Origin of the sequence: Kitasatospora sp. NPDC088351 (genome assembly GCF_040685575.1) — a bacterium.
GTDB lineage: Bacteria > Actinomycetota > Actinomycetes > Streptomycetales > Streptomycetaceae > Kitasatospora.
In genome coordinates this window covers 28,867-47,203 of the sequence record NZ_JBFBIL010000059.1, presented here as the reverse complement: position 1 = coordinate 47,203, position 18,337 = coordinate 28,867, and the positions used below count along the sequence as shown (strand labels likewise).

The following is an 18,337-nucleotide window of genomic DNA, read 5'->3' as shown; positions in this document are numbered from 1 at the left end:
CTCCCTCAAACCCGAAAGATCATCGCGTCCAACAGCCACGGCCCTCGCAACTCCCACAGATCGCGGGTGTTGCGAGGACCGTTAGAACCCAAGACCGCTCGCCGGGGCCGTTTCGTGTGCGGGCCGCTTCGGGCGGGGGTCCGTCAGGCCTGCGCGCCGCGGCGGCGGACCAGGACGGTGGCGCCGCCGCCGACCAGCAGCAGTCCGGCGGCGGTGGCCAGCAGCGGCACCACGGGGGTGCCGGAGCCGGTGGAGGCCAGCAGGCCGGCGCCGCCGGTGGTCAGCGTGGCACCACCGGCCGTACCCGCGCCGCCCGTACCGGAGTCGGCACCGCCGGTCGTGCCACCCGCCGTGCCACCGGTCGTGCCACCGGCCGGCGGGGTGGTCGGCAGCTGGGCGTTCCGGTCGAAGGCCAGCGAGACCGAGACCGGGTCCAGCGCCTCGCCCGCCTGGTAGTTGGCGAACGCGGGCACGCCCTCGGCGGTCAGCGTGGCGGGCACCGCGGAGAGCGTCACCACGCCGTCGACCGGGGCGAGGTCGGCCTTCGAGAGGTCCAGCTTGGCGATCCTGGCGGCGGAGAGCGAGGTGCTCTTCCCGTCCATGGACTTGGCGTTGACGTCGGCGGTCAGGTACGCGCCGTCCCGGTCGATCGTCAGGCCCGGCTTGGAGATGGTGGTGTCCAGCTTGTAGCCGCCGTTCTCCGGGTGGCCGAGGAAACGGACCGAGCCGTTGAAGCCGGCCGCCACCGAGTGGGTCGCGGTGTCGTACGTGCCGGTGGCGCCGGCGAAGCGGTAGTCGGCCGCGCCGCCGCCGAACTCGACCTTGCCGTTGGCGACCGGGCTCTCCAGGTACTTGCGGAAGCTCGCCTTGACCGACCAGTCCAGGGTGCCGTTGACGATGGCGAGTTCGCCGTTGCCGCTCGGCGCGGTGGTGGCCGAGGGGGTGCCGGTGGCGGACGGCGTACCCGTCGGCGAGGGGGTACCGGTGCCCGTCGCGCTCGCCGACGGCGAGCCGGTCGGCGAAGGAGTACCGGTCGTGGTGGCGGAGGCGGTCGGCGACGGGGTGCCGGTCGCGGACGGCGAACCGGTCGGCGCCGGGGTACCCGTGGCGGACGGCGACCGGGTGGGGCTCGGCGACTGGGTCGCGGACGGCGTGGCGGACGGCGTGGCGGTCGGCGAGGGCGTGGCCGGGCTCTGCTTCAGCAGCAGCGACAACGGGTCGAGGTCCGCGCCGGCCTGGTAGAAGCCCGCGAACGCCCTGGCGCCCTCCTCGGTGAGCTTGGCCGCCGTAGGCACGCCGGTGGTGGTGTCCCGGCCGACGGTGAACGTCGCCAGCGGCACGTCGTCCCGTCGGGTGATCTCGGCGCCGACCGTCTCCTTGGACGCGGTGTCGGCGGTGAGCGTGCCGGCCGTCCCCGAGGTGCTGATCTTCAGGTCGCTCAGCGCCACGTCCAGCGCGCCGTGGTGGGCGCTGAACCGGACGCCACCGGTGAAGGCCGAGCTGAGGACGTGCGTGGACAGGTCGTACGTGGCGCTCGCCAGGCCGAAGTGGAAGCTGCCGTCGGCGTTGGTGGTGGCGCCCCCGGTCAGCTCCACACCACCCTGGCCGATCGGCCCGGTGACGTAGCTACGGAAGCTGGCCTTCACCCCCCAGTCCAGCCCGCCGGTGTCGTACGTGACGCTGCCGGGGCCGCCTGCGGCGAGGGCCAGCGCGGGGGCGCCGAAGGCGGTCAGGCCGAGGCCGGCGGTGGCGGCCGCGAGGGCGGCGAGGCGGGTGCGGTTGCGGCGGCCCGGCCGCTGGGCGGTGCTGCGGGACATGGTGGTGCTCCGTTCGGTGGGCGGGAGAAGGTGGTGCGGCGTCAGACCGGGGCGGGGCCGGGTCAGGACGCGTCGCCGGGGGCGGACCGGCGGCTCCGGCGCCGGGCGAGCACGCCGCCGGCCGCGGCGAGCGCCGCCACCAGCAGGCCGCCGGCCACCGCCACCACCGGGACACCGCCCGAGGAGGAGGCGGAGGAGGCGACCGGCGCGGCGGAGGGCGTCGCGGTGGCGGCCGGGGCGCTGCCGATGTCGGGCAGCGGGGGCAGGGCGGCGGCCGGGTCGAGGGCGACCGCGAAGCTCAGCGGGTCCATGTCGGTGCCCGCCGGGTAGAGGTTGCCGAACGCCTTGGCCCCCTCCTCGGTGAGCTTCAGCGGCAGCTCGACGGCCTTCAGCAGACCGCCCTCGGGCGTGAGGCCGGCCGCGTCGAAGACGGCCAGCCGGACGCCGGTGAGCTGCTGCGAGCCGCCGTCCGGCGTCCGGCCGGAGACGTCCGCGACCAGCTGGCCCTGGCCGCCGGCCACCGTCACCCCCGGGTTGGCGAGGGTGAGGTCCAGCCCGTAGCCGTCGCCGCTCCGCATCCCGGTGAAGCGGACGCTGCCGGAGAAGGCGGCGGTGAGCTCTCCGGTGGCGGCGTCGTAGCCACCCCTGGCCGGGGTCCAGCGGTAGAACGCGCCGCCGTCCGCCGCGCCGCCGCCGAGTTCCCAGCGGCCCTTGGCGATCGAACCCGTGACGTAGTCGCGGAAGGTCCGCCGTACGCCCCAGTCGAGCGCGCCGTTGGCGAACTCGGTGCGGGCGGGGGCCTGCGGGGCGGCGCTCGACGGCTGACCGGTCGTCGGCTGCGCGGTCGGCGGCTCGGCGGCCGGCGTGGTGGCCGGCGGCGTGGTGGCGGCCGGGGAGGGCGTGCCCCGCGCGGTGGTGGGCTGCGTCGCGGGCAGGTTGACCGAGAGCGTGACCGGGTCCAGCGCCGTCCCGGCGGTGTAGAAGCTGCCGAAGGCCTTGGCCCCGGCGTCGGTCAGCGTCGCGGGCACATTGCTGAGCGTCAGGGTCCCGGCCGCGCCGCGCAGATCGACGCCGGCCAGCGAGAGATCGGCCAGTTTCGCCTGACTGGCACTGCTGACCTGTCCGGTCTCCCTGGACTTGCTGCTGACGTCCGCGTAGAGCCCGGCCGCGCCGCCCTGGACGGCCCGGAAGGTGATCCGTCCGACGCTCAGGTCGAGCGCGTTGACGCCGTTCTCCTGGTGCCCGGTGAACCGGACACCGCCGGAGAACCCGGCGCTCAGCGCCCCGCTCGCCGGGTCGTACGTGCCGGTGGCGGAGTGGAACCGGAAGGTGCTGCCACCGACCGTGGCCGCGCCTCCGGTCAGCCCCCAACTCCCCTTGGCGATGGGCCCGGTGACGTACGTCAGGAAGGACTGTTTGATCCCCCAGTCCAGCCTCCCGCCGGAGACCTTCCCCTCGGCGGCGGCCGCCTGGAAGGGCAGCAGCGCCGCGGTGAGGAGGGCTGCCAGAGCGGCCACCAGGGAGGCGGCCAGGCGACGGAGCCGTCTGGGCAGAGGCACGGGGGATCACTCCTCGGCACGACAGGGGACACGACGGGGGAAGGGGCCGGCACGACGCCGACCCCCTTGCGAAACTGAGGTAAGGCTAACCTAATATATGAGTCAAGAGTCCCCCCGCCGCCCCTCGCACCCGGCCGCCGGTGGTGACAACTCCCAGTGAAGGGCCGCATGTTGAGCAGCACGATCCGAACCCGGGCCACCCGCGGGCCCGCCCTCCTGCTGCTCGCCCTCGGCCTGCTGCTCGCCCTGACCGCCTGCGGCGCGGCCACCGGCGCGACCGGAGCGGCCGGCTCGGCTGGCACCTCGCGCGCCCCGGACGCGGTCGAGCCACTGCCCGTCGAGCCCGCCCCGCAGCTGCCGGCCACCGCCGCCTCCGCCGACGGCCGATCGGTCACCGTCACCAGCGCCGACCGGATCATCCCGCTGAACGGCAGCCTCGCCGAGATCGTGTTCAGCCTCGGCCTCGGCCCCAGGGTGGTCGCCCGGGACGTCTCCACCACCTTCCAGCAGGCCTCCGCGCTGCCGGTGATCACCCAGGCCCACGACGTCTCCGCCGAGGGCGTGCTCTCGCTGCACCCCACCGTCGTCCTCGCCGACCGCTCCACCGGCCCGGCCGAGGCCATCGCGCAGATCCGGGCGGCCGGCGTCCCGCTGATCGTCCTGGACGACGCCAAGCGGCTCGCCGACGCCGGCCCCCGGATCGACACCGTCGCGGCCGCCCTCGGCGTCCCGGACGCGGGACGGCAGCTGAAGGAGCGCACCGAGCAGCGGATCACCGAGGCCAGGGCCGCGCTCCCCGGCGCCGACCGCCGTCCCAGGGTCGCCTTCCTCTACCTGCGCGGCAGCGCCTCCGTCTTCCTGCTGGGTGGCCCCGCCTCCGGCGCCACCTCGCTGATCGAGGCCGTCGGCGGCGAGGACGCGGGCCAGGCCGCCGGGCTCACCGGCGACTTCACCCCGCTCACCAGCGAGGCCCTGGTCAAGGCCGCGCCCGACGCGATCCTGGTGATGAGCAAGGGCCTGGACTCGGTCGGCGGCGTCGACGGCCTGCTCAAGCTGCCCGGTGTCGCCCAGACCCCGGCCGGGCTGGACCGCCGGATCGTCTCGATCGAGGACGGCCAGCTGCTCAGCTACGGCCCGCGCACCCCGCAGGTGTTGCGCGAGATCGCCGAGCAGCTCTACCCGACGGCCGCCAAGTGAGCACCGCCGTACGGGAGAAGCCCGTCCCGCTGCCCAGGGCCCGCAGCCGCACCGCCCTGATCACCACCGCGCTCGCCGTCGCCCTGGTGCTCTGCGCCCTGCTCGCGGCCGGCATCGGCGCCTACCGGATCCCGCTCGGCGACATCCTCGCCTCCTTCGCCCACCGGCTCGGCCTCGGCGGGCACGCGCTGGACCGCGTCCCCGAGTCGGTGCTCTGGAACGTCCGCCTCCCCCGGGTGGTGCTGGCCCTGCTGGTCGGCGGCTCGCTGGGCTGCGCGGGCGCGCTGATGCAGGGCGTGTTCGGCAATCCGCTCGCCGAGCCGGCCGTGATCGGCGTCTCCTCCGGCGGCGCGGTCGGCGCGGTGGCCTGCATCGTGCTCGGCCTGGACGCCCTCGGCAACTGGACGGTGACCGTCTTCGCCTTCGCCGGCGGCCTGGTCACGGTCTTCGCGGTGTACGCGATGTCCCGCTCCGGCGGCCGCACCGAGGTGGTCACGCTGATCCTCACCGGGGTCGCCGTCAACGCCTTCTGCGGCGCCCTGATCGGCATCTTCCTGTTCACCGCCGACTCCGCGGCGATCAGCCAGGTCACCTTCTGGCAGCTCGGCTCGCTCTCCCAGGCCACCTGGGGCAAGGTGCTCGCCGTCCTCCCGTTCGCCGCCGTCGGCCTCGCCGTGGCACCGCTCCACGCGCGGAAGCTGGACCTGCTGGCGCTCGGCGAACGCCCGGCCCGCCACCTCGGGGTGGACGTCGAGCGGATGCGGCTGGTGCTGATCACCGTCGTCGCGCTGCTGACCGCCGCCGCCGTCGCCGTCAGCGGCATCATCGGCTTCGTCGGGCTGGTCGTCCCGCACCTGCTGCGGATGGCGGCCGGCCCGGGCCACCGCTTCCTGCTGCCCGCCTCCGCCCTCGGCGGCGCCCTGGTGCTGGTCACGGGCGACCTCGCCGCCCGCACCCTCGCCGAGCCCGCCGAACTGCCGCTCGGCGTGCTCACCGCGCTGATCGGCAGCCCGTTCTTCTTCTGGCTGCTGCGCCGGACCAGGACCAAGCAGGGAGGCTGGGCATGAGACTGCGCACCGACCGGTCGGTACCCCGACGCCCGCTGCCCGGGGACGAACTGTTCACCGCCGACGCCGTCCGGCTGACCGTCGGCGGGCGCGAACTGCTGGCCGGCGCCTCGGTCCGGGTCGCGGCGGGCGAGGTGCTGGCGCTGCTCGGCCCGAACGGCGCCGGCAAGTCCACCCTGCTCTCCGTCCTCGCCGGGGACCTCCCGCCGACCGCGGGCGAGGTCCGGCTGCACGGCCGCCCGCTGGCCGGGTACGGCACCGCCGAACTCGCCCGGCACCGGGCGCTGCTGCCGCAGTCCGCCGCGCTGTCCTTCCCGTTCCCGGCCGGCGAGGTGGTCCGGATGGGCCGCGCCCCCTGGTCCGGTACGGCGGCCGCCGCCGAGGACGAACCGGTGATCGCCGAGGCGATGGCCGCCACCGAGTCCACCGCCTTCGCCGAGCGCCCGTTCACCGCGCTCTCCGGCGGCGAACGGGCCCGGGTGGCGCTCGCCCGGGTCCTGGCGCAGCGCGCCCCACTGCTGCTCCTGGACGAGCCGACCGCCGCCCTCGACCTGCGCCACCAGGAGCTGGTGCTGCGGGTGGCCCGGGCGCGGGCCGCCGCCGGGGACGGCGTGGTCGTGGTGCTGCACGACCTCTCACTGGCGGCGGCCTACGCGGACCGGGTGGTGCTGCTGACCGCCGGTGCCACGGTCGCGGACGGGCCGGTGGCCGAGGTGCTGCGCGCGCCGCTGCTCAGCGAGGTGTACGGCCACCCGGTCGAGGTGCTGCCGCACCCGCGCACCGGCGTCCCGCTGGTGCTGCCGGAGCGGGACCGCTGACCACCCGGTGCGGGGGCGCGGTCAGCCCTCGTCGTCCAGCCGGAAACCGACCTTCAGACCGACCTGGTAGTGCTTGATCCGGCCGTCCGCGAGGTGGCCCCGGATCTGCGTCACCTCGAACCAGTCGAGGTTGCGCAGCGTCCGGGACGCCCGCTCGACGCCCTTGCGGATCGCGTCGTCGACGCTCTCGGTCGAGGACCCGACGATCTCGGTCACCCGGTACACGTGCTCGCTCATCACGGACTCCCTCAGCTGTGTGACGGCCCCCGGTCCACCGTGCACCGAGGGGGGTCCGCCCGCACGCCGACCGCCGTCCGGAGGCGTCCAAGCCGACCGGACCCCGCCGCCCCCCGTCCTCTGCCCGCCCTCTCCCGGGCCTAGAACGCCGCCCTGATCAGGCCCACCGGCACCCCGCCGCCGAGCAGCGGGGCCGCGCCGATCCGGTCGAGGGTGTCGTCCGCCGTCGTCACACCGAGCCGGCGCAGCGCGGCCGCCAGGACCGGCCCGCGGGCCCGCTCCGCGCCGTCCTCGATCTTGAAGGCGAGTGCCCGGCCGTCCGGCAGCGCCACGACCTGCACGGCCTCGGCGCCCATCTTGGACAGCAGGCCCGGGACCGCCCGCATCAGCCAGGTGTCGGCCCGGCGGGTGCCCGCCACGTACTCGGGGTGCGCGCGCATCGCGTCGGCCACCCGGCGCTCCGGAGTGCCGGGCTCCGCCAGCAGGAGGCCGCGGTAGCCGCGGGCCAGGCCGGTCAGGCTGACGGCCAGCAGAGGCGCGCCGCAGCCGTCCACCCCGAGGTGCCCGGCCGGCTCACCGGTGGCCTCCTCCAGCGCCTCGCGGGCGAGCAGCTGGAGAGGGTGCGCCGGGTCGAGGTAGCTCCCGGTGGACCAGCCGTTGGCGACGCAGGCGGCCAGCCAGCCGGCGTGCTTGCCCGAGCAGTCCATCAGGATCGGTGCCCGCCCGGCGCCGGCCCGCAGGAGGAGTTCGGCCTCGGTCTCGTCCAGCGGCAGGTCCGCCGGGGTCCGCAGGGCGGTCTCGTCCAGCCCAGCGTCGGCCAGGATCCGCCGTACGCCGTCGAGGTGAAACGTTTCTGCGGAGTGGCTGGAAGCCGCCAGTGCCAGCAGCTCGCCCCCGATCACCAGGCCGGCCCGCAGGGTGGCCACCGCCTGGAACGGCTTGGCGGTCGAGCGCGGGAAGACCGGCGCATCGGGGTCGCCCAGCGCGAACTCGACCGAACCGTCGGCGGCGAGCAGCACCAGGGAGCCGCGGTGCCCCCCTTCGGTGAAGCCCGAGCGGATGACCTCGGCGAGAACGGGCAGGGCGGCGGACTGGGACATGGCGGATGCCTTCCGGGGGCGAGGGTGGGCCGGGGGCGAGCCGGGCACCGCTCCCGCCCAGGGCGCCTCACCCGGTCAGAGCGGGCCACCCAGGAGCAGGTCGTCGACCCGTGCTTCCCCATCACGGTACCTGCGGGTGATCTCCGCGCTGCAGCCGTCCGCCGTCCGCAGCAGCAGCTGCCGCCGCCCGGACACCTCGCGCTCGTGCGCGCGCAGCCGCTCCAGCGCCGCCAGCAGTTCCTCGGCCGGGTGCGCGGCCAGATCGGCCAGCTGGACATCGCCCATCAGGGTGTCCGCCTCCAGCTGGGACTGCTCGCCGCGCGGCGGCCCGAGGGTGACGTGCCTGGCGGAGCGGCGCACCGTGGACGGCGCGTCCGTGAGGATGGCCGGCAGCCGGTCCAGCAGGGCCCCGGCCGGCTCCTCGCCCGCCGCCGGTTCCCGGACCGGGCCGTCGTCCGGCCGCCGGTCGAGCTCGGCCCGCAGGATGTCCATCCGCCCGTGCAGCAGCCGCCGCAGATAGGACAGGTCGGCCTCCTGCTCCAGGGTCTCCCGGCGCAGGGTCCGCAACCGGTCCAGGCCCAGCCGCTCTAGATCGGGCGCCGCCGCCGGCTCCGGGCCCTCGGGCACCCGCCCGGACCGCTGCTGCGCCGCGCTGCTCGCGTCCATCAACCAACCACCTGCCGTCGTCCCGATCCCGCCCGCTCGCGGCACCCCGTCGCCTGCCGCCGGTCCGGTCCCGTCCCCCCGGCGGGCTGTTGCTCCCCGCCCGACGGACAGCACGCCCGGACACCCCCGAAGGTTCCCGCCCCCGGCCGGTGCCACCCCTCGGGGACGGCACCGCCGGAACGCCTGACCCAGCGGTCCGGCCTCCCGACCGAACCGGGCCCGGCGCGGCGGACCTTGACGCCCCGGACCCCTTGTACGGTCCACCAGCGTGCCACCCCGCCCGGCGCCGGTGCACCGCCTGTGCACCCGAACGGCCCCCTGGCGAACCGGGGTGGCTGATATGACCGGGGCTTTCCGCAGCAAGAGTGGCGCCCTTCGTAGCGCAGGCGCACACTGCCCGGCGTGCACATAGTGGAGTGCGCCCTCAAACGAACCACCCGCCTCCGGCACAATGGCCGCATGCGAGCAGTGGTGCAGCGAGTGACCGAGGCCAGGGTGACGGTGGCCGGCGAGAGTGTCGGCGCGATCGACGGACCCGGGCTCTGCGTCCTGGTCGGCGTCACCCATGACGACACCCCCGCCAAGGCGGCCCAGCTGGCCCGCAAGCTCTGGACCCTGCGGCTGCTGGAGGCCGACTCCGACGGGGTCGAGCAGTCCTGTTCCGACCTGGCCGCCCCGCTGCTGGTGATCAGCCAGTTCACCCTCTACGGGGACGCCCGCAAGGGCCGCCGCCCCACCTGGAACGCCGCCGCCCCCGGCCCGGTCGCCGAACCGCTGGTGGACGAGGTGGTCGCCCAGCTGCGCGCGCTCGGCGCCAAGGTCGAGACCGGCCGCTTCGGCGCCGACATGCGGGTGGCGCTGGTGAACGACGGCCCCTTCACCGTCCTCGTCGAGGTCTGAGCCCCGCTGCCCGGGTCCGAGCGCTACTGCGGGACGATCACGTCCTGCGTGCCCGGGACCGTCCCGGCCAGCAGGACGGCGTCCACCGGGACGTTCCGCTTGACGATGGCCAGCGCGATCGGCCCCAGCTCGTAGTGGCGCGCCGAGGACGTGACGAAGCCCAGCGCCCGCCCGTCCGGGTCCGAGGCGAGATGCACCGGCGTCCCGTGCGGGGGCAGCGTCTCCTCGGTGCCGTCCAGGTGCAGGAAGACCAGCCGGCGCGGCGGCCGGCCCAGGTTGTGCACCCGGGCGACCGTCTCCTGCCCCCGGTAGCAGCCCTTCTGCAGATGGACGGCGGTGGTCAGCCAGTCCACCTCGTGCGGGATGGTCCGGTGGTCGGTCTCGAAGCCGAGCCGCGGCCGGTGGCCCTCGATCCGCAGCGCCTCGTACGCCCAGATCCCGGCCGCCGGTCCGTACCCCTCGACCAGCGTCTCCAGCTCGGCGCGCGGCAGGAAGAGGTCCCGCCCGTACGGCAGTTCGCGCACCGCGGCGGCGCCCTCGGCGGAGGCGGTGGAACCGGCCGGCAGATGGACCACCGCGTAGTCGGCGGTCGCGTCGGCGACCTCCACCCGGTAGAAGAACTTCATGCTCTCCAGGTAGCCGACCAGCTCCCGCTGGGTGCCCGGCTCGACGTGCGCCCAGGTGGTGGTTCCGTCGTCGACCAGGTAGAGGGCGTGCTCGACGTGCCCGTTCGGGGAGAGCACCAGCGCCTCGGTGGCCTGCTGCGCGGGCAGCGCGCTGACGTGCTGGGTCAGCAGCAGGTGCAGCCAGGCCAGCCGGTCCGCGCCGGTGACGGTGACCACGCCCCGGTGCGAGAGGTCCACGAAGCCCGTGCCCCGGGCCAACTCGCGTTGCTCGCGGAAGATGTCGCCGTAGTGGGCGGCCACGCCCTCGTCGGTTCCCTCGGCGGGGACGGCACCGGGCAGCGCAAGCAGCGGGCTCTTCATACCGGCCAGCTTACGACTGGGCCCGCCGGTGCTCGGCGGCGCAGTCGGCGCAGCGGCCGAAGATGGCGAAGTGCTTGAGATCGGTGTCGAAGCCGTGCTGGGCGCGCAGGCTGTCGATCAGCGGCTGGGCGATCTCGGTCCCGGTCTCGGTGACCTTCTGGCAGTCCCGGCAGACCAGGTGCAGATGGTGGTGCCGGCCGGCCAGGTGGTAGGTGGGGGCGCCGTGGCCGAGGTGCGCGTGCGAGACCAGGCCCAGCTCCTCCAACAGCTCCAGGGTGCGGTAGACGGTGGAGATGTTGACACCGCTGGCGGTCTGCCGGACATGGCAGAGGATGTCGTCCGGGGTGGCGTGGTCGAGCACGTCGACCGCCTCCAGGACGAGCTGCCGCTGGGGCGTGAGGCGGTAGCCGCGCTCGCGCAGGTCGGCCTTCCAGTCGCCGGAGAGCTGCCAGTCGGTGGTTCCGGTGTCCGCCACGGTGCTGTCCCTGCCAAGGTCGGGGAGTCCTGATGCAAGTGTAGGGACCGGCCCGCGGCCGGTCCCTACCTCAAGCGCTGACGAGTCGTGCTCAGCGGAAGAACGCGATGCCGTCGTCCGGCAGGTCGTTGATGTCCTTGACCAGTTGGGCCGGGCTGAGCACCTTCTTCAGCTGCGCCGACATGTACGGGCGCAGCGGCACCTCGGGCGCGGCCTTCTCGCCGACCCAGAGCAGCTCCTCGTTGACGAAGCCGTACAGACGCTTGCCGCCGGAGTACGGCGCCGAGCCCTCGATCCGGGCCACCGCGTCGGTGGAGACGTCGATCTGGGGCTTGCCGTCGGCCAGCTCGCCGTACCAGATCTCCACGGTGCCGTCGTCACGGACGGAGGAGATCTCGATCCCGCGGGCACCGCCGGTGCCGTGCTGGTTGCTGGTGATGCGCCAGAACGCGTGCTCGTTCTCCAGGGGGCGGACCTTCTCGCCCTCGTTGTCCAGCACCCAGGTGCGGGAACGGAACTCCAGGAAGGGCCGGCCGTCGTGCCGGATGACGATCTCCTGGCCGAAGTTGCACTTCTCGGTGCCGGCGCCCTCTTCACCGGGCAGCGGCGCGTACACGCCCGCGCCCTCCCAGGTGCCGAGGAGGAAGGCGAGCGGGACGACGTCCTTGTGGAGGTCAGAGGGGATCTCGATCATGTTCCTGGTCGCTGTCGTCGGTGTGGGGCTGCTTCAACCGTACGGCAGTCGACTCAGCGCTGGCCCTGGTACAGCTTCATCACCGAGAAGATGGCGAACCAGGTGATCAGCACGGCCATGAGGGCCAGCAGACCGTCGAAGAAGATTTCCAGACCGGACACGGGGGGCTCCCAGGGCGGCGACAGTGTGGTGGATTTTGCTGCCGCTCACTCTATCCGCCGGTCGTCGACGGGTCTCGGTGAGCCCCACCCCGTCGGAATTTCGCCGACACCCTAGGGTGTCGGCATGTCGTCGAACACGAAGCCGGGCCAGAAGAAGCTCGTCATCAAGGTCACCGCCGGGGCGGACGCGCCGGAGCGCTGTTCGCAGGCCTTCACGGTGGCCGCGGTGGCCGTCGCCAGCGGGATCGAGGTCTCGCTCTGGCTCACCGGGGAGTCCTCCTGGTTCGCCCTGCCCGGGCGGGCGGCCGAGTTCGAGCTGCCGCACGCGGCGCCGCTGCCGGACCTGCTGGAGTCGGTCCTGGCGGCCGGCACGGTCACCCTGTGCACCCAGTGCGCGGTGCGGCGCGGGATCGAGCAGAAGGACACCGTCGAGGGTGTCCGGATCGCGGGCGCGCAGGTCTTCGTCAGCGAGATCATGGCCGACGGCGTGCAGGCGCTCGTCTACTGACGTTCCTCGTGGTCGGGGCGGTCCCGGTCGTGGCCGGGGTCGTCCCACTTCGGGTCGTCCCAGCGCGGGTCGTTCCACCAGTCGTCCTCCGGGTCCCGCTTGTTGGCGAAGACCGCGGCGGCCGGTGGGATGACCATCGCGAAGACGCACATACCGATCGCGGCCGGGACGGACCAGAACCGCACCAGGCCCCAGGCCAGGACGAACAGCCCGAGGCAGACGCCCATCATGGCGAAGTAGTAGCGATGCCGCCGGCGTGCCTGCACACTTCCACGGTACGGCCGAGGGCCCCTGCCGGAGCAGGGGCCCTCACCGTCTTTCCGCGGCCGGATCAGACCGCGATCGCGACCTCGACCGGGACGCCCTGGGCGGCGACCACCTGGCGGTCCACGGTCTGGCCCGGGACGAGCGCGCGCAGCGTCCACTTGCCCGGGCGGGCGAAGAACCGGAACTGGCCGGTCGCCGAGGTGGGCACCTCAGCCGTGAACTCGCCGCCCTCGTCGAGCAGCCGGACGTAGCCGTTGACCGGCTCGCCGTCGCGGGTCACGGAACCCTGGATGATCGTCTCGTTAGCCACGTCAACTCCTGCCAGGTCCGGGCCGCCGGCCTTCGCACCGCACATGTTGGGTCTTCCCTTCTGACTTACGCGTGGAGCCGGTGGCTCAGTTACCGAGCTCGATCGGCACGCCGACCAGGCTGCCGTACTCGGTCCAGGAGCCGTCGTAGTTCTTCACGTTCTCCTGGCCGAGCAGCTCGTGCAGCACGAACCAGGTGAGCGCGGAGCGCTCGCCGATCCGGCAGTAGGCGATGGTGTCGACCGCCAGGTCGACGCCCGCGGCCTCGTACAGCGCCTTGAGCTCGTCGTCGCTCTTGAAGGTGCCGTCGTCGTTGGCGTTCTTCGCCCACGGGATGTTGCTGGCGGTCGGCACGTGGCCGGGACGCTGCGACTGCTCCTGCGGGAGGTGGGCCGGGGCGAGCAGCTTGCCGGAGAACTCGTCGGGCGAGCGGACGTCGACCAGGTTGAGGTTGCCGATGGCCTCGATGACCTCGTCGCGGAAGGCGCGGATCGAGGAGTCGGCGGCCTGCGCCCGGTACTCGGTGGCGGCGCGCTCCGGCACCTCGGCGACCAGGTCGCGGGAGTCCAGCTCCCACTTCTTGCGGCCGCCGTCCAGCAGGCGGACGTCACCGTGGCCGTACAGCTTGAAGTACCAGTAGGCGTACGAGGCGAACCAGTTGTTGTTGCCGCCGTACAGGACGACGGTGTCGTCGTTGGCGATGCCCTTGGCGCTGAGCAGCGCCTCGAAGCCGGCCTGGTCGATGAAGTCGCGGCGGACCGGGTCCTGCAGGTCCTTCTGCCAGTCGATCCGGACGGCGTTGCGGATGTGGTTCTTCTCGTACGCGGAGGTGTCCTCGTCGACCTCGACGATCACGACCTTCGGGTCGTCCAGGTGGGCCTGGACCCAGTCGGCGTCGACCAGGACGTCGCTGCGGCTCATGGTGATGTTCTCCATCCGGGGGCGGTTGGCGGAAGGTGCTGTTATCAGGATGCTGCGGGCTGCCCGGTGGCGGCGGTCCGAATTTCCGTCCGAATACTGGGACGGGGAGAGGTGTCCGGTACGGCCGGGCGCTGGTCTGCGGAGTGCAGGGGCGACGATCGGCCACACATACCGGGCCAGGTCACCGGGGGAATCGGCGGCGGGCGGCAACTGCCCTGCCAGGACGCCGAGTTAGCGCATTCGACACAGACAGGCGGCCACGCGGCACAGGTCTACCGCCCGCCGCTTCGTGAGGTCCGTCTGTCGCTTCATGCGGACGATGCTAGGGACATCGGACACCTGCTGTCATCAGCGTATCGAATGGTGAGACCAGATGCTTCGAATGTTGAGATTTGAGGATTTCACGGCCGGTGGGAACCGGCCACCGGCCGTGCCGGGCCCCTCACCGGGCGGGAACGACGCCGCTCCGCGGCCGACGATGGACAGCGCGTCTCGCGGAGCGGAACGGTGCGGAGACCGCGGGAGGGCCGGAGGAGGGGCCGGCGGCGGGAGGGGTCAGCCGATGACCTTGACGCCCTTGCCGTCGAAGGTCAGCCGGACGCCCTCCTCCTGCGGCGACACGCCGGCCAGGTGCAGCCCGGCCGGCATCGCGTCGAGGGTGAAACTCACCGGCTCGATCTTCTGGTTGGTGAGACCGGCCACCGCTCCGGCCACACCACTGAGCTGGAAGCCGTCCACCGTCACCGTGTTGCCCTGGCTGTGCAAGGAGCCTTCGCCGATCGGGAGCGGGCCCAGCGAGGCCTTGATCTTGCCCGGCCCGCCGTAGGAGAGGTTCAGCCGGGTGCTGGAGCCCCCCGAGAGCCGGGCCGCGTTCGGCACCATCTGGGCCGCCGGCGGCAGCAGCTGGGCCAGGTCCGCATAAGTGATCAGGCCGCTGCCGGTGCCGTTGTCCACCGTCGCGCTGGAGAGACTGCTGCTCACCGCGACGCCGGACAGCTCGGCCTTGAACGAGTGCAGCGCCACCTGGTGGCCGCCGTCCCCGACGGTCAGCCCCTCGGCGGAGACCCGGACGTCGTCCAGCTTCATCGACAGCACCTGGGTCAGGAAGGGGAAGCCCGCGATCGAGACGTCCGGGCGCTGGCTCATCCGGCCGCTCTTCACCATCTGGTCGGCGGCCTCGTCCTCGGCCACCCCGACCGCGATCCGGTCGGCGCCCACCAGCAGGCCGGAGAGCACCACCAGGCCGATCGTCGCCTTCAGCCAACCGCGCATCGCTCTCCCCCGTCGTGGCCTGTCGCCGTCGTCGTTCTCGTCGCCGCTGCTCGTCGTTCCGGTCCGGTGTCCGCCGGCCGCTCCGGTGCGACCGCCCTCGTACGACCGTACGACGTCCCGCCCCGGAGCATGGTTCCGGCGCGGGACGTCGTACGGCTGCCAGCGGATGTCAGCCGGCCAGCAGCCGGGTGGCGATCCAGATCAACGGCGAGGCCACCGCCAGCGGCAACGCCACACCCGCCGTCATGTGCACGAACCGGGACGGGAAGTCGTACCCCGCCACCCGGCGGCCGATCAGCGCGCCGAGGCCGGCCAGGGCGCCCAGCGCGAGCGGCGCGCCCACCACCAGGCCCAGCAGCACCGCCGCCAGCACACCGAGCACCGGGCCCAGCCGCTTCGGACCGGGCAGCGGCGCCGCCGCCAGCACGGTGGCCAGCGCGACCGCGCCGACCGCCGCCGGCACCCAGTCGGCCAGCAGCAGCGCGGTGCAGAGCACGGTCACCACGGTGGCCGAGCCGAGCACGGTGAGCGCGTAGAACCGCTCCTTCGGGTCCGAGGGCCGGAACGTCTGAAGGACCAGGACCAGCAGGAAGAACCCGCCGAGGGCGCCGACCACGGCCGCCGCGCCGCCGTCGGAGTCCGCCAGCAGCACCGCCGCGTCCGCGGTGAAGCCGGCCAGCGCGGCGAGGGCGATGCCCTGACGGGCCGGCCACATGCCGTTCAGCCGGAACCAGCCGGCCGCGGTCAGCGCCTGGAGCAGCGCGACCACCAGGGCCAGCGCCACCTGCCCGAGCGCCGCTCCGGCGGCCAGCAGCGCGGCCGCGCCGGCGGTGATCAGCGCGGGCTGCAGACCCGGGTCGATGATCGGCGAGCCGGTCCGGGCGCCGGGCGCGGCGGGTGCGGAAGCGGGGGCAGGGGCGGGAACGGACTGCGCCGGGACCCCGTGACGCGGCCCGGCGGCCGGCCGGCCGGCCGGGGGCTGACCCGCGAAGGCGCCCGGAGGTGCGGGGGCCTTCGGGAGCTTGAGCGTCATGGTCGGCGGGTCGAAGACCGGCGCCGGGGCCGGCGGGGGCACCGGGGCCTGCCCCGGCGTCGGCCCCGGGGCCGACGCGGTCACCGGCGGGATCAGCGCCGTCGGCGCGTCGTCCACCGGCGGGACCGGCGGCAGCAGGGTCGTCGCCGCGTCGCCGACGGGCGGCTGCGCGTACTGCGGCCGGCCGTACTGCGCTTGTCCGGGCTGTGGTTGTCCGGGCTGCGGCTGGCCGGGCTGCGGCTGGCCGTACTGCTGCCCGTACTCCTGCTGACCGTGCGGCTGCTGACCGTACTGCTCGTACGCCGGGTAACCGCCGTACGGAGCCTGCCCCCCGGGCGCGCCCGGTTGCGGGTAGCCAGGCGCGTGGCCCGTGCCGGGGGCGTACGGCTGCGCCTCACGCCCCTGCTGCGAGTACGGCTCCGGCGCGTACCCCTGCTGGGGGGCGTACGGGTGCTGCGCCTGCGGGTACGGCAGGCCGCCCGCTTGGGCGTCCTGCGGGCCGCCGGGCCGCCGCCGACGTCTGCCGCGGCCTTCGTTCGCGTCGCTCATGTCGGTCACGCCGCTCACCCTCCCGCGAACGGCGGGAGCACCTCGACCGTCCCGCCCTCGGTGAGGGCGACGGTCGCGTGGTCACGGCCACCGACGGGCGAGCCGTCGACCAGGTAGGAGCAGTGCCCGAGCAACTGGACGAGCTTCGGCCGGTCGGCGTGCCGCCGCCGGGCCGCCGTCAGCGCCTCCGCCAGGGTCGCCGCCTCGTACGGCTCCTCGGCCAGCCCGGCCTCGGACTTCGCCGCCGCCCAGTAGCGGATCGTCCCGCGCACCCGAGCGGCGCTCGCGGGCTCGGTGGTCGCGCCCATGGCAACCCCTTCTCGTCGTCCTCGCCCCGTCCCGGTACCCCGGTCCGGGTCCACACCGGGGCGGCCGCGCCACCACCCGAAAGAGGTACGCGCACGGTGCCGTCGATGCGCGTCCCATGATGGCGTGTCCGCCGCCGCGACCGGCAATCGCCCTGGCCCGGCGAGCGCCGACGGCCCGCTCGCACGGTGGCCGGGCACACCCGGAGCGCGCCCGGAACAGCCGGAGCGCCGCTTTCCGACCCTCCCGACGCGGGACCGGGTCGGCTATCCTCGATCCCTGAGGGATCCGGGCAGAGTCGCCCCCGGATCCTTTTGTGCTTTCAGGACGCCAGTACGGACGTTCGTGCGAATCGTCGGCCCACCCCCGGCGCGGAGCAGGAACCGCCCCGCCATTCGAGGCACAACGACGTGCCCGGGCCGGCCGGGGTGTCGGAAACCCGACGCCGGGCCGCCGCCCGACACGGGGACAGACCGGAAGGTTCGCGGGATGAGCAGGGCAGAAACGGTGCAGCAGGGGTTGCGGGACCTCTGTCGTACGCCCCGCTCCGCCGCGCACGCCGGCAAACCCTCCGGTCCCTGCCGGGCGCCCGCCCCCACCCCCTCCTCAGCACGAGCGCCATCCGGCTGTGGCGGCAGCCGTGACGCGACCGCGACGACCCGGAAAGGGGACTACCGGGTATGAGTTCTCTCCTCCTCCTCACCAATGCGCTGCAACCGTCCGCGGAGGTGCTGCCGGCCCTCGGCCTGCTGCTCCACAACGTCCGCGTGGCGCCAGCCGAGGGTTCCGCCCTGGTGACCACGCCCGGCGCCGACGTCATCCTGGTCGACGGCCGGCGCGACCTGCCGCAGATCCGCAGCCTCTGCCAGCTGCTGCGCTCGACCGGCATCGGCTGTCCGCTGATCCTGGTCGTCACCGAGGGCGGCCTGGCCGCCGTCACCGCCGAGTGGGGCATCGACGACGTCCTGCTGGACACCGCCGGCCCCGCCGAGGTCGAGGCCCGGCTGCGGCTCGCCCTGGGCCGGCTCAACGTGGCCACCGAGGACAGCCCGATGGAGATCCGCACCGGCGACCTCACGGTCGACGAGGCCACCTACTCCGCCAAGCTCAAGGGCCGGGCACTCGACCTCACCTTCAAGGAGTTCGAGCTGATCAAGTACCTCGCGCAGCACCCCGGCCGGGTCTTCACCCGGGCCCAGCTGCTGCAGGAGGTCTGGGGCTACGACTACTTCGGCGGCACCCGGACGGTCGACGTCCACGTCCGGCGGCTGCGCGCCAAGCTGGGCGTCGAGCACGAGCAGCTGATCGGCACCGTACGCAACGTCGGCTACCGCTTCGTCGTACCGGAGAAGCCCGACAAGGGCGAGCGCCCGGACCTCTCGCAGCGCTCCTCGGCGCCGCTGGAGGCCTGACCGGTCGGCCGGGCGAGGCTTCTCGCCCGGCTTGTCCGCATTCGCCCCGCCGCGTCCGCACCCCGCCCGCCGATAGCCCCAGGT

Annotated in this window: 21 protein-coding genes; 6 read left to right on the top strand and 15 right to left on the bottom strand. The window is 74.0% G+C overall.

The genetic code is table 11. The features are described 5' to 3' along the window. Window positions 1-143: 143 nt before the first annotated feature. Complete coding sequence (locus AB0P06_RS30345; RefSeq protein ID WP_363612932.1) at window positions 144-1,817, bottom strand: HtaA domain-containing protein; 1,674 nt, start codon at window positions 1,815-1,817, stop codon at window positions 144-146. A gap of 62 nt (window positions 1,818-1,879) precedes the next feature. Further along, the gene (locus tag AB0P06_RS30340; protein WP_363612930.1) at window positions 1,880-3,376 is read right to left on the bottom strand and encodes an HtaA domain-containing protein; all 1,497 of its coding nucleotides are present in this window, start codon (window positions 3,374-3,376) and stop codon (window positions 1,880-1,882) included. A gap of 168 nt (window positions 3,377-3,544) precedes the next feature. Between AB0P06_RS30340 and AB0P06_RS30335 the strand changes: the two genes are divergently transcribed. The 3 genes from AB0P06_RS30335 to AB0P06_RS30325 are packed head-to-tail and all read left to right on the top strand — an operon-like array spanning window position 3,545 to window position 6,458. Continuing rightward, window positions 3,545-4,573 carry an ABC transporter substrate-binding protein gene (locus AB0P06_RS30335; protein ID WP_363612928.1) on the top strand — a complete coding sequence of 343 codons (1,029 nt, stop codon included), beginning with the start codon at window positions 3,545-3,547 and terminating at the stop codon, window positions 4,571-4,573. Further along, window positions 4,570-5,640, top strand: a complete 1,071-nt coding sequence (locus tag AB0P06_RS30330) for an iron ABC transporter permease (protein ID WP_363612926.1) — start codon at window positions 4,570-4,572, stop codon at window positions 5,638-5,640. Before AB0P06_RS30335 ends, AB0P06_RS30330 begins: the two co-directional genes overlap by 4 nt. Beyond that, complete coding sequence (locus tag AB0P06_RS30325) at window positions 5,637-6,458, top strand: heme ABC transporter ATP-binding protein (RefSeq protein ID WP_363612924.1); 822 nt, start codon at window positions 5,637-5,639, stop codon at window positions 6,456-6,458. Before AB0P06_RS30330 ends, AB0P06_RS30325 begins: the two co-directional genes overlap by 4 nt. A 21-nt stretch (window positions 6,459-6,479) precedes the next feature. Here the strand turns inward: AB0P06_RS30325 and AB0P06_RS30320 are convergent, their stop codons facing one another. The 3 genes from AB0P06_RS30320 to AB0P06_RS30310 all read right to left on the bottom strand — a co-directional run bounded on the left by AB0P06_RS30320 (window position 6,480) and on the right by AB0P06_RS30310 (window position 8,461). After that, window positions 6,480-6,695: a dodecin gene (locus AB0P06_RS30320; RefSeq protein WP_363612922.1), complete on the bottom strand. Its 216-nt coding sequence runs from the start codon at window positions 6,693-6,695 to the stop codon at window positions 6,480-6,482. 140 nt (window positions 6,696-6,835) lie between these two features. Then, window positions 6,836-7,795 carry an asparaginase gene (locus tag AB0P06_RS30315; protein ID WP_363612920.1) on the bottom strand — a complete coding sequence of 320 codons (960 nt, stop codon included), beginning with the start codon at window positions 7,793-7,795 and terminating at the stop codon, window positions 6,836-6,838. A gap of 75 nt (window positions 7,796-7,870) precedes the next feature. Beyond that, the gene (locus AB0P06_RS30310; protein WP_363612918.1) at window positions 7,871-8,461 is read right to left on the bottom strand and encodes an ABC transporter substrate-binding protein; all 591 of its coding nucleotides are present in this window, start codon (window positions 8,459-8,461) and stop codon (window positions 7,871-7,873) included. A 459-nt stretch (window positions 8,462-8,920) separates the two neighbouring features. On the opposite strand from AB0P06_RS30310, the gene dtd reads away from it, so the two are divergent. Beyond that, complete coding sequence (gene dtd, locus AB0P06_RS30305) at window positions 8,921-9,361, top strand: D-aminoacyl-tRNA deacylase (RefSeq protein WP_363612916.1); 441 nt, start codon at window positions 8,921-8,923, stop codon at window positions 9,359-9,361. 23 nt (window positions 9,362-9,384) lie between these two features. On the opposite strand, the gene AB0P06_RS30300 is transcribed toward dtd, so the two are convergent. From AB0P06_RS30300 to AB0P06_RS30290, 3 genes are all read right to left on the bottom strand, one after another. Next, window positions 9,385-10,347, bottom strand: coding sequence for a folate-binding protein (locus tag AB0P06_RS30300; RefSeq protein ID WP_363612914.1), 963 nt, complete (start codon window positions 10,345-10,347; stop codon window positions 9,385-9,387). Window positions 10,348-10,357: 10 nt separating this feature from the next. Beyond that, window positions 10,358-10,822: a Fur family transcriptional regulator gene (locus tag AB0P06_RS30295; RefSeq protein ID WP_363612912.1), complete on the bottom strand. Its 465-nt coding sequence runs from the start codon at window positions 10,820-10,822 to the stop codon at window positions 10,358-10,360. A 91-nt stretch (window positions 10,823-10,913) separates the two neighbouring features. Further along, window positions 10,914-11,516 carry an FABP family protein gene (locus tag AB0P06_RS30290; RefSeq protein ID WP_363612910.1) on the bottom strand — a complete coding sequence of 201 codons (603 nt, stop codon included), beginning with the start codon at window positions 11,514-11,516 and terminating at the stop codon, window positions 10,914-10,916. Between the two features lie 285 nt (window positions 11,517-11,801). Between AB0P06_RS30290 and AB0P06_RS30285 the strand changes: the two genes are divergently transcribed. After that, window positions 11,802-12,185, top strand: coding sequence for a DsrE family protein (locus AB0P06_RS30285; RefSeq protein WP_363612908.1), 384 nt, complete (start codon window positions 11,802-11,804; stop codon window positions 12,183-12,185). Here AB0P06_RS30285 and AB0P06_RS30280 read toward each other — a convergent pair. From AB0P06_RS30280 to AB0P06_RS30250, 7 genes are all read right to left on the bottom strand, one after another. Then, window positions 12,179-12,451, bottom strand: a complete 273-nt coding sequence (locus AB0P06_RS30280; RefSeq protein WP_363612906.1) for a DUF3099 domain-containing protein — start codon at window positions 12,449-12,451, stop codon at window positions 12,179-12,181. The two genes, AB0P06_RS30285 and AB0P06_RS30280, sit on opposite strands and share 7 nt — an antisense overlap. Before the next feature lie 65 nt (window positions 12,452-12,516). Beyond that, the gene (locus AB0P06_RS30275) at window positions 12,517-12,807 is read right to left on the bottom strand and encodes a DUF1416 domain-containing protein (protein WP_363612904.1); all 291 of its coding nucleotides are present in this window, start codon (window positions 12,805-12,807) and stop codon (window positions 12,517-12,519) included. Between the two features lie 40 nt (window positions 12,808-12,847). Further along, on the bottom strand, window positions 12,848-13,681 hold the full coding sequence (locus AB0P06_RS30270; protein WP_363612902.1) for a sulfurtransferase: 834 nt from the start codon (window positions 13,679-13,681) through the stop codon (window positions 12,848-12,850). 231 nt (window positions 13,682-13,912) lie between these two features. Next, window positions 13,913-13,993, bottom strand: coding sequence for an Ms5788A family Cys-rich leader peptide (locus AB0P06_RS30265; RefSeq protein ID WP_350517234.1), 81 nt, complete (start codon window positions 13,991-13,993; stop codon window positions 13,913-13,915). Window positions 13,994-14,236: 243 nt separating this feature from the next. Then, on the bottom strand, window positions 14,237-14,953 hold the full coding sequence (locus tag AB0P06_RS30260) for a DUF2993 domain-containing protein (protein ID WP_363612900.1): 717 nt from the start codon (window positions 14,951-14,953) through the stop codon (window positions 14,237-14,239). A gap of 169 nt (window positions 14,954-15,122) precedes the next feature. Continuing rightward, entirely contained in the window at window positions 15,123-16,535 is a 1,413-nt protein-coding gene (locus AB0P06_RS30255) for a hypothetical protein (protein WP_363612940.1), read from the bottom strand. A gap of 14 nt (window positions 16,536-16,549) precedes the next feature. After that, window positions 16,550-16,843 (bottom strand): MoaD/ThiS family protein, encoded by a 294-nt coding sequence (locus tag AB0P06_RS30250; protein ID WP_363612898.1) that lies wholly within the window; start codon window positions 16,841-16,843, stop codon window positions 16,550-16,552. 678 nt (window positions 16,844-17,521) lie between these two features. On the opposite strand from AB0P06_RS30250, the gene AB0P06_RS30245 reads away from it, so the two are divergent. Then, the gene (locus AB0P06_RS30245) at window positions 17,522-18,253 is read left to right on the top strand and encodes a response regulator transcription factor (RefSeq protein ID WP_363612896.1); all 732 of its coding nucleotides are present in this window, start codon (window positions 17,522-17,524) and stop codon (window positions 18,251-18,253) included. Window positions 18,254-18,337 lie beyond the last annotated feature (84 nt).

What these genes read in the sequence shown, in the direction of transcription:
- AB0P06_RS30345 (WP_363612932.1), bottom strand. Translation starts at nt 1,817, where the DNA reads ATGTCCCGCAGCACCGCCCAGCGGCCGGGCCGCCGCAACCGCACCCGC.
- AB0P06_RS30335 (WP_363612928.1), top strand. Translation starts at nt 3,545, where the DNA reads ATGTTGAGCAGCACGATCCGAACCCGGGCCACCCGCGGGCCCGCCCTC.
- AB0P06_RS30325 (WP_363612924.1), top strand. Translation starts at nt 5,637, where the DNA reads ATGAGACTGCGCACCGACCGGTCGGTACCCCGACGCCCGCTGCCCGGG.
- AB0P06_RS30320 (WP_363612922.1), bottom strand. Translation starts at nt 6,695, where the DNA reads ATGAGCGAGCACGTGTACCGGGTGACCGAGATCGTCGGGTCCTCGACC.
- AB0P06_RS30315 (WP_363612920.1), bottom strand. Translation starts at nt 7,795, where the DNA reads ATGTCCCAGTCCGCCGCCCTGCCCGTTCTCGCCGAGGTCATCCGCTCG.
- AB0P06_RS30310 (WP_363612918.1), bottom strand. Translation starts at nt 8,461, where the DNA reads ATGGACGCGAGCAGCGCGGCGCAGCAGCGGTCCGGGCGGGTGCCCGAG.
- dtd (WP_363612916.1), top strand. Translation starts at nt 8,921, where the DNA reads ATGCGAGCAGTGGTGCAGCGAGTGACCGAGGCCAGGGTGACGGTGGCC.
- AB0P06_RS30300 (WP_363612914.1), bottom strand. Translation starts at nt 10,347, where the DNA reads ATGAAGAGCCCGCTGCTTGCGCTGCCCGGTGCCGTCCCCGCCGAGGGA.
- AB0P06_RS30290 (WP_363612910.1), bottom strand. Translation starts at nt 11,516, where the DNA reads ATGATCGAGATCCCCTCTGACCTCCACAAGGACGTCGTCCCGCTCGCC.
- AB0P06_RS30285 (WP_363612908.1), top strand. Translation starts at nt 11,802, where the DNA reads ATGTCGTCGAACACGAAGCCGGGCCAGAAGAAGCTCGTCATCAAGGTC.
- AB0P06_RS30275 (WP_363612904.1), bottom strand. Translation starts at nt 12,807, where the DNA reads ATGTGCGGTGCGAAGGCCGGCGGCCCGGACCTGGCAGGAGTTGACGTG.
- AB0P06_RS30270 (WP_363612902.1), bottom strand. Translation starts at nt 13,681, where the DNA reads ATGAGCCGCAGCGACGTCCTGGTCGACGCCGACTGGGTCCAGGCCCAC.
- AB0P06_RS30265 (WP_350517234.1), bottom strand. Translation starts at nt 13,993, where the DNA reads ATGAAGCGACAGACGGACCTCACGAAGCGGCGGGCGGTAGACCTGTGC.
- AB0P06_RS30260 (WP_363612900.1), bottom strand. Translation starts at nt 14,953, where the DNA reads ATGCGCGGTTGGCTGAAGGCGACGATCGGCCTGGTGGTGCTCTCCGGC.
- AB0P06_RS30255 (WP_363612940.1), bottom strand. Translation starts at nt 16,535, where the DNA reads ATGAGCGACGCGAACGAAGGCCGCGGCAGACGTCGGCGGCGGCCCGGC.
- AB0P06_RS30250 (WP_363612898.1), bottom strand. Translation starts at nt 16,843, where the DNA reads ATGGGCGCGACCACCGAGCCCGCGAGCGCCGCTCGGGTGCGCGGGACG.
- AB0P06_RS30245 (WP_363612896.1), top strand. Translation starts at nt 17,522, where the DNA reads ATGAGTTCTCTCCTCCTCCTCACCAATGCGCTGCAACCGTCCGCGGAG.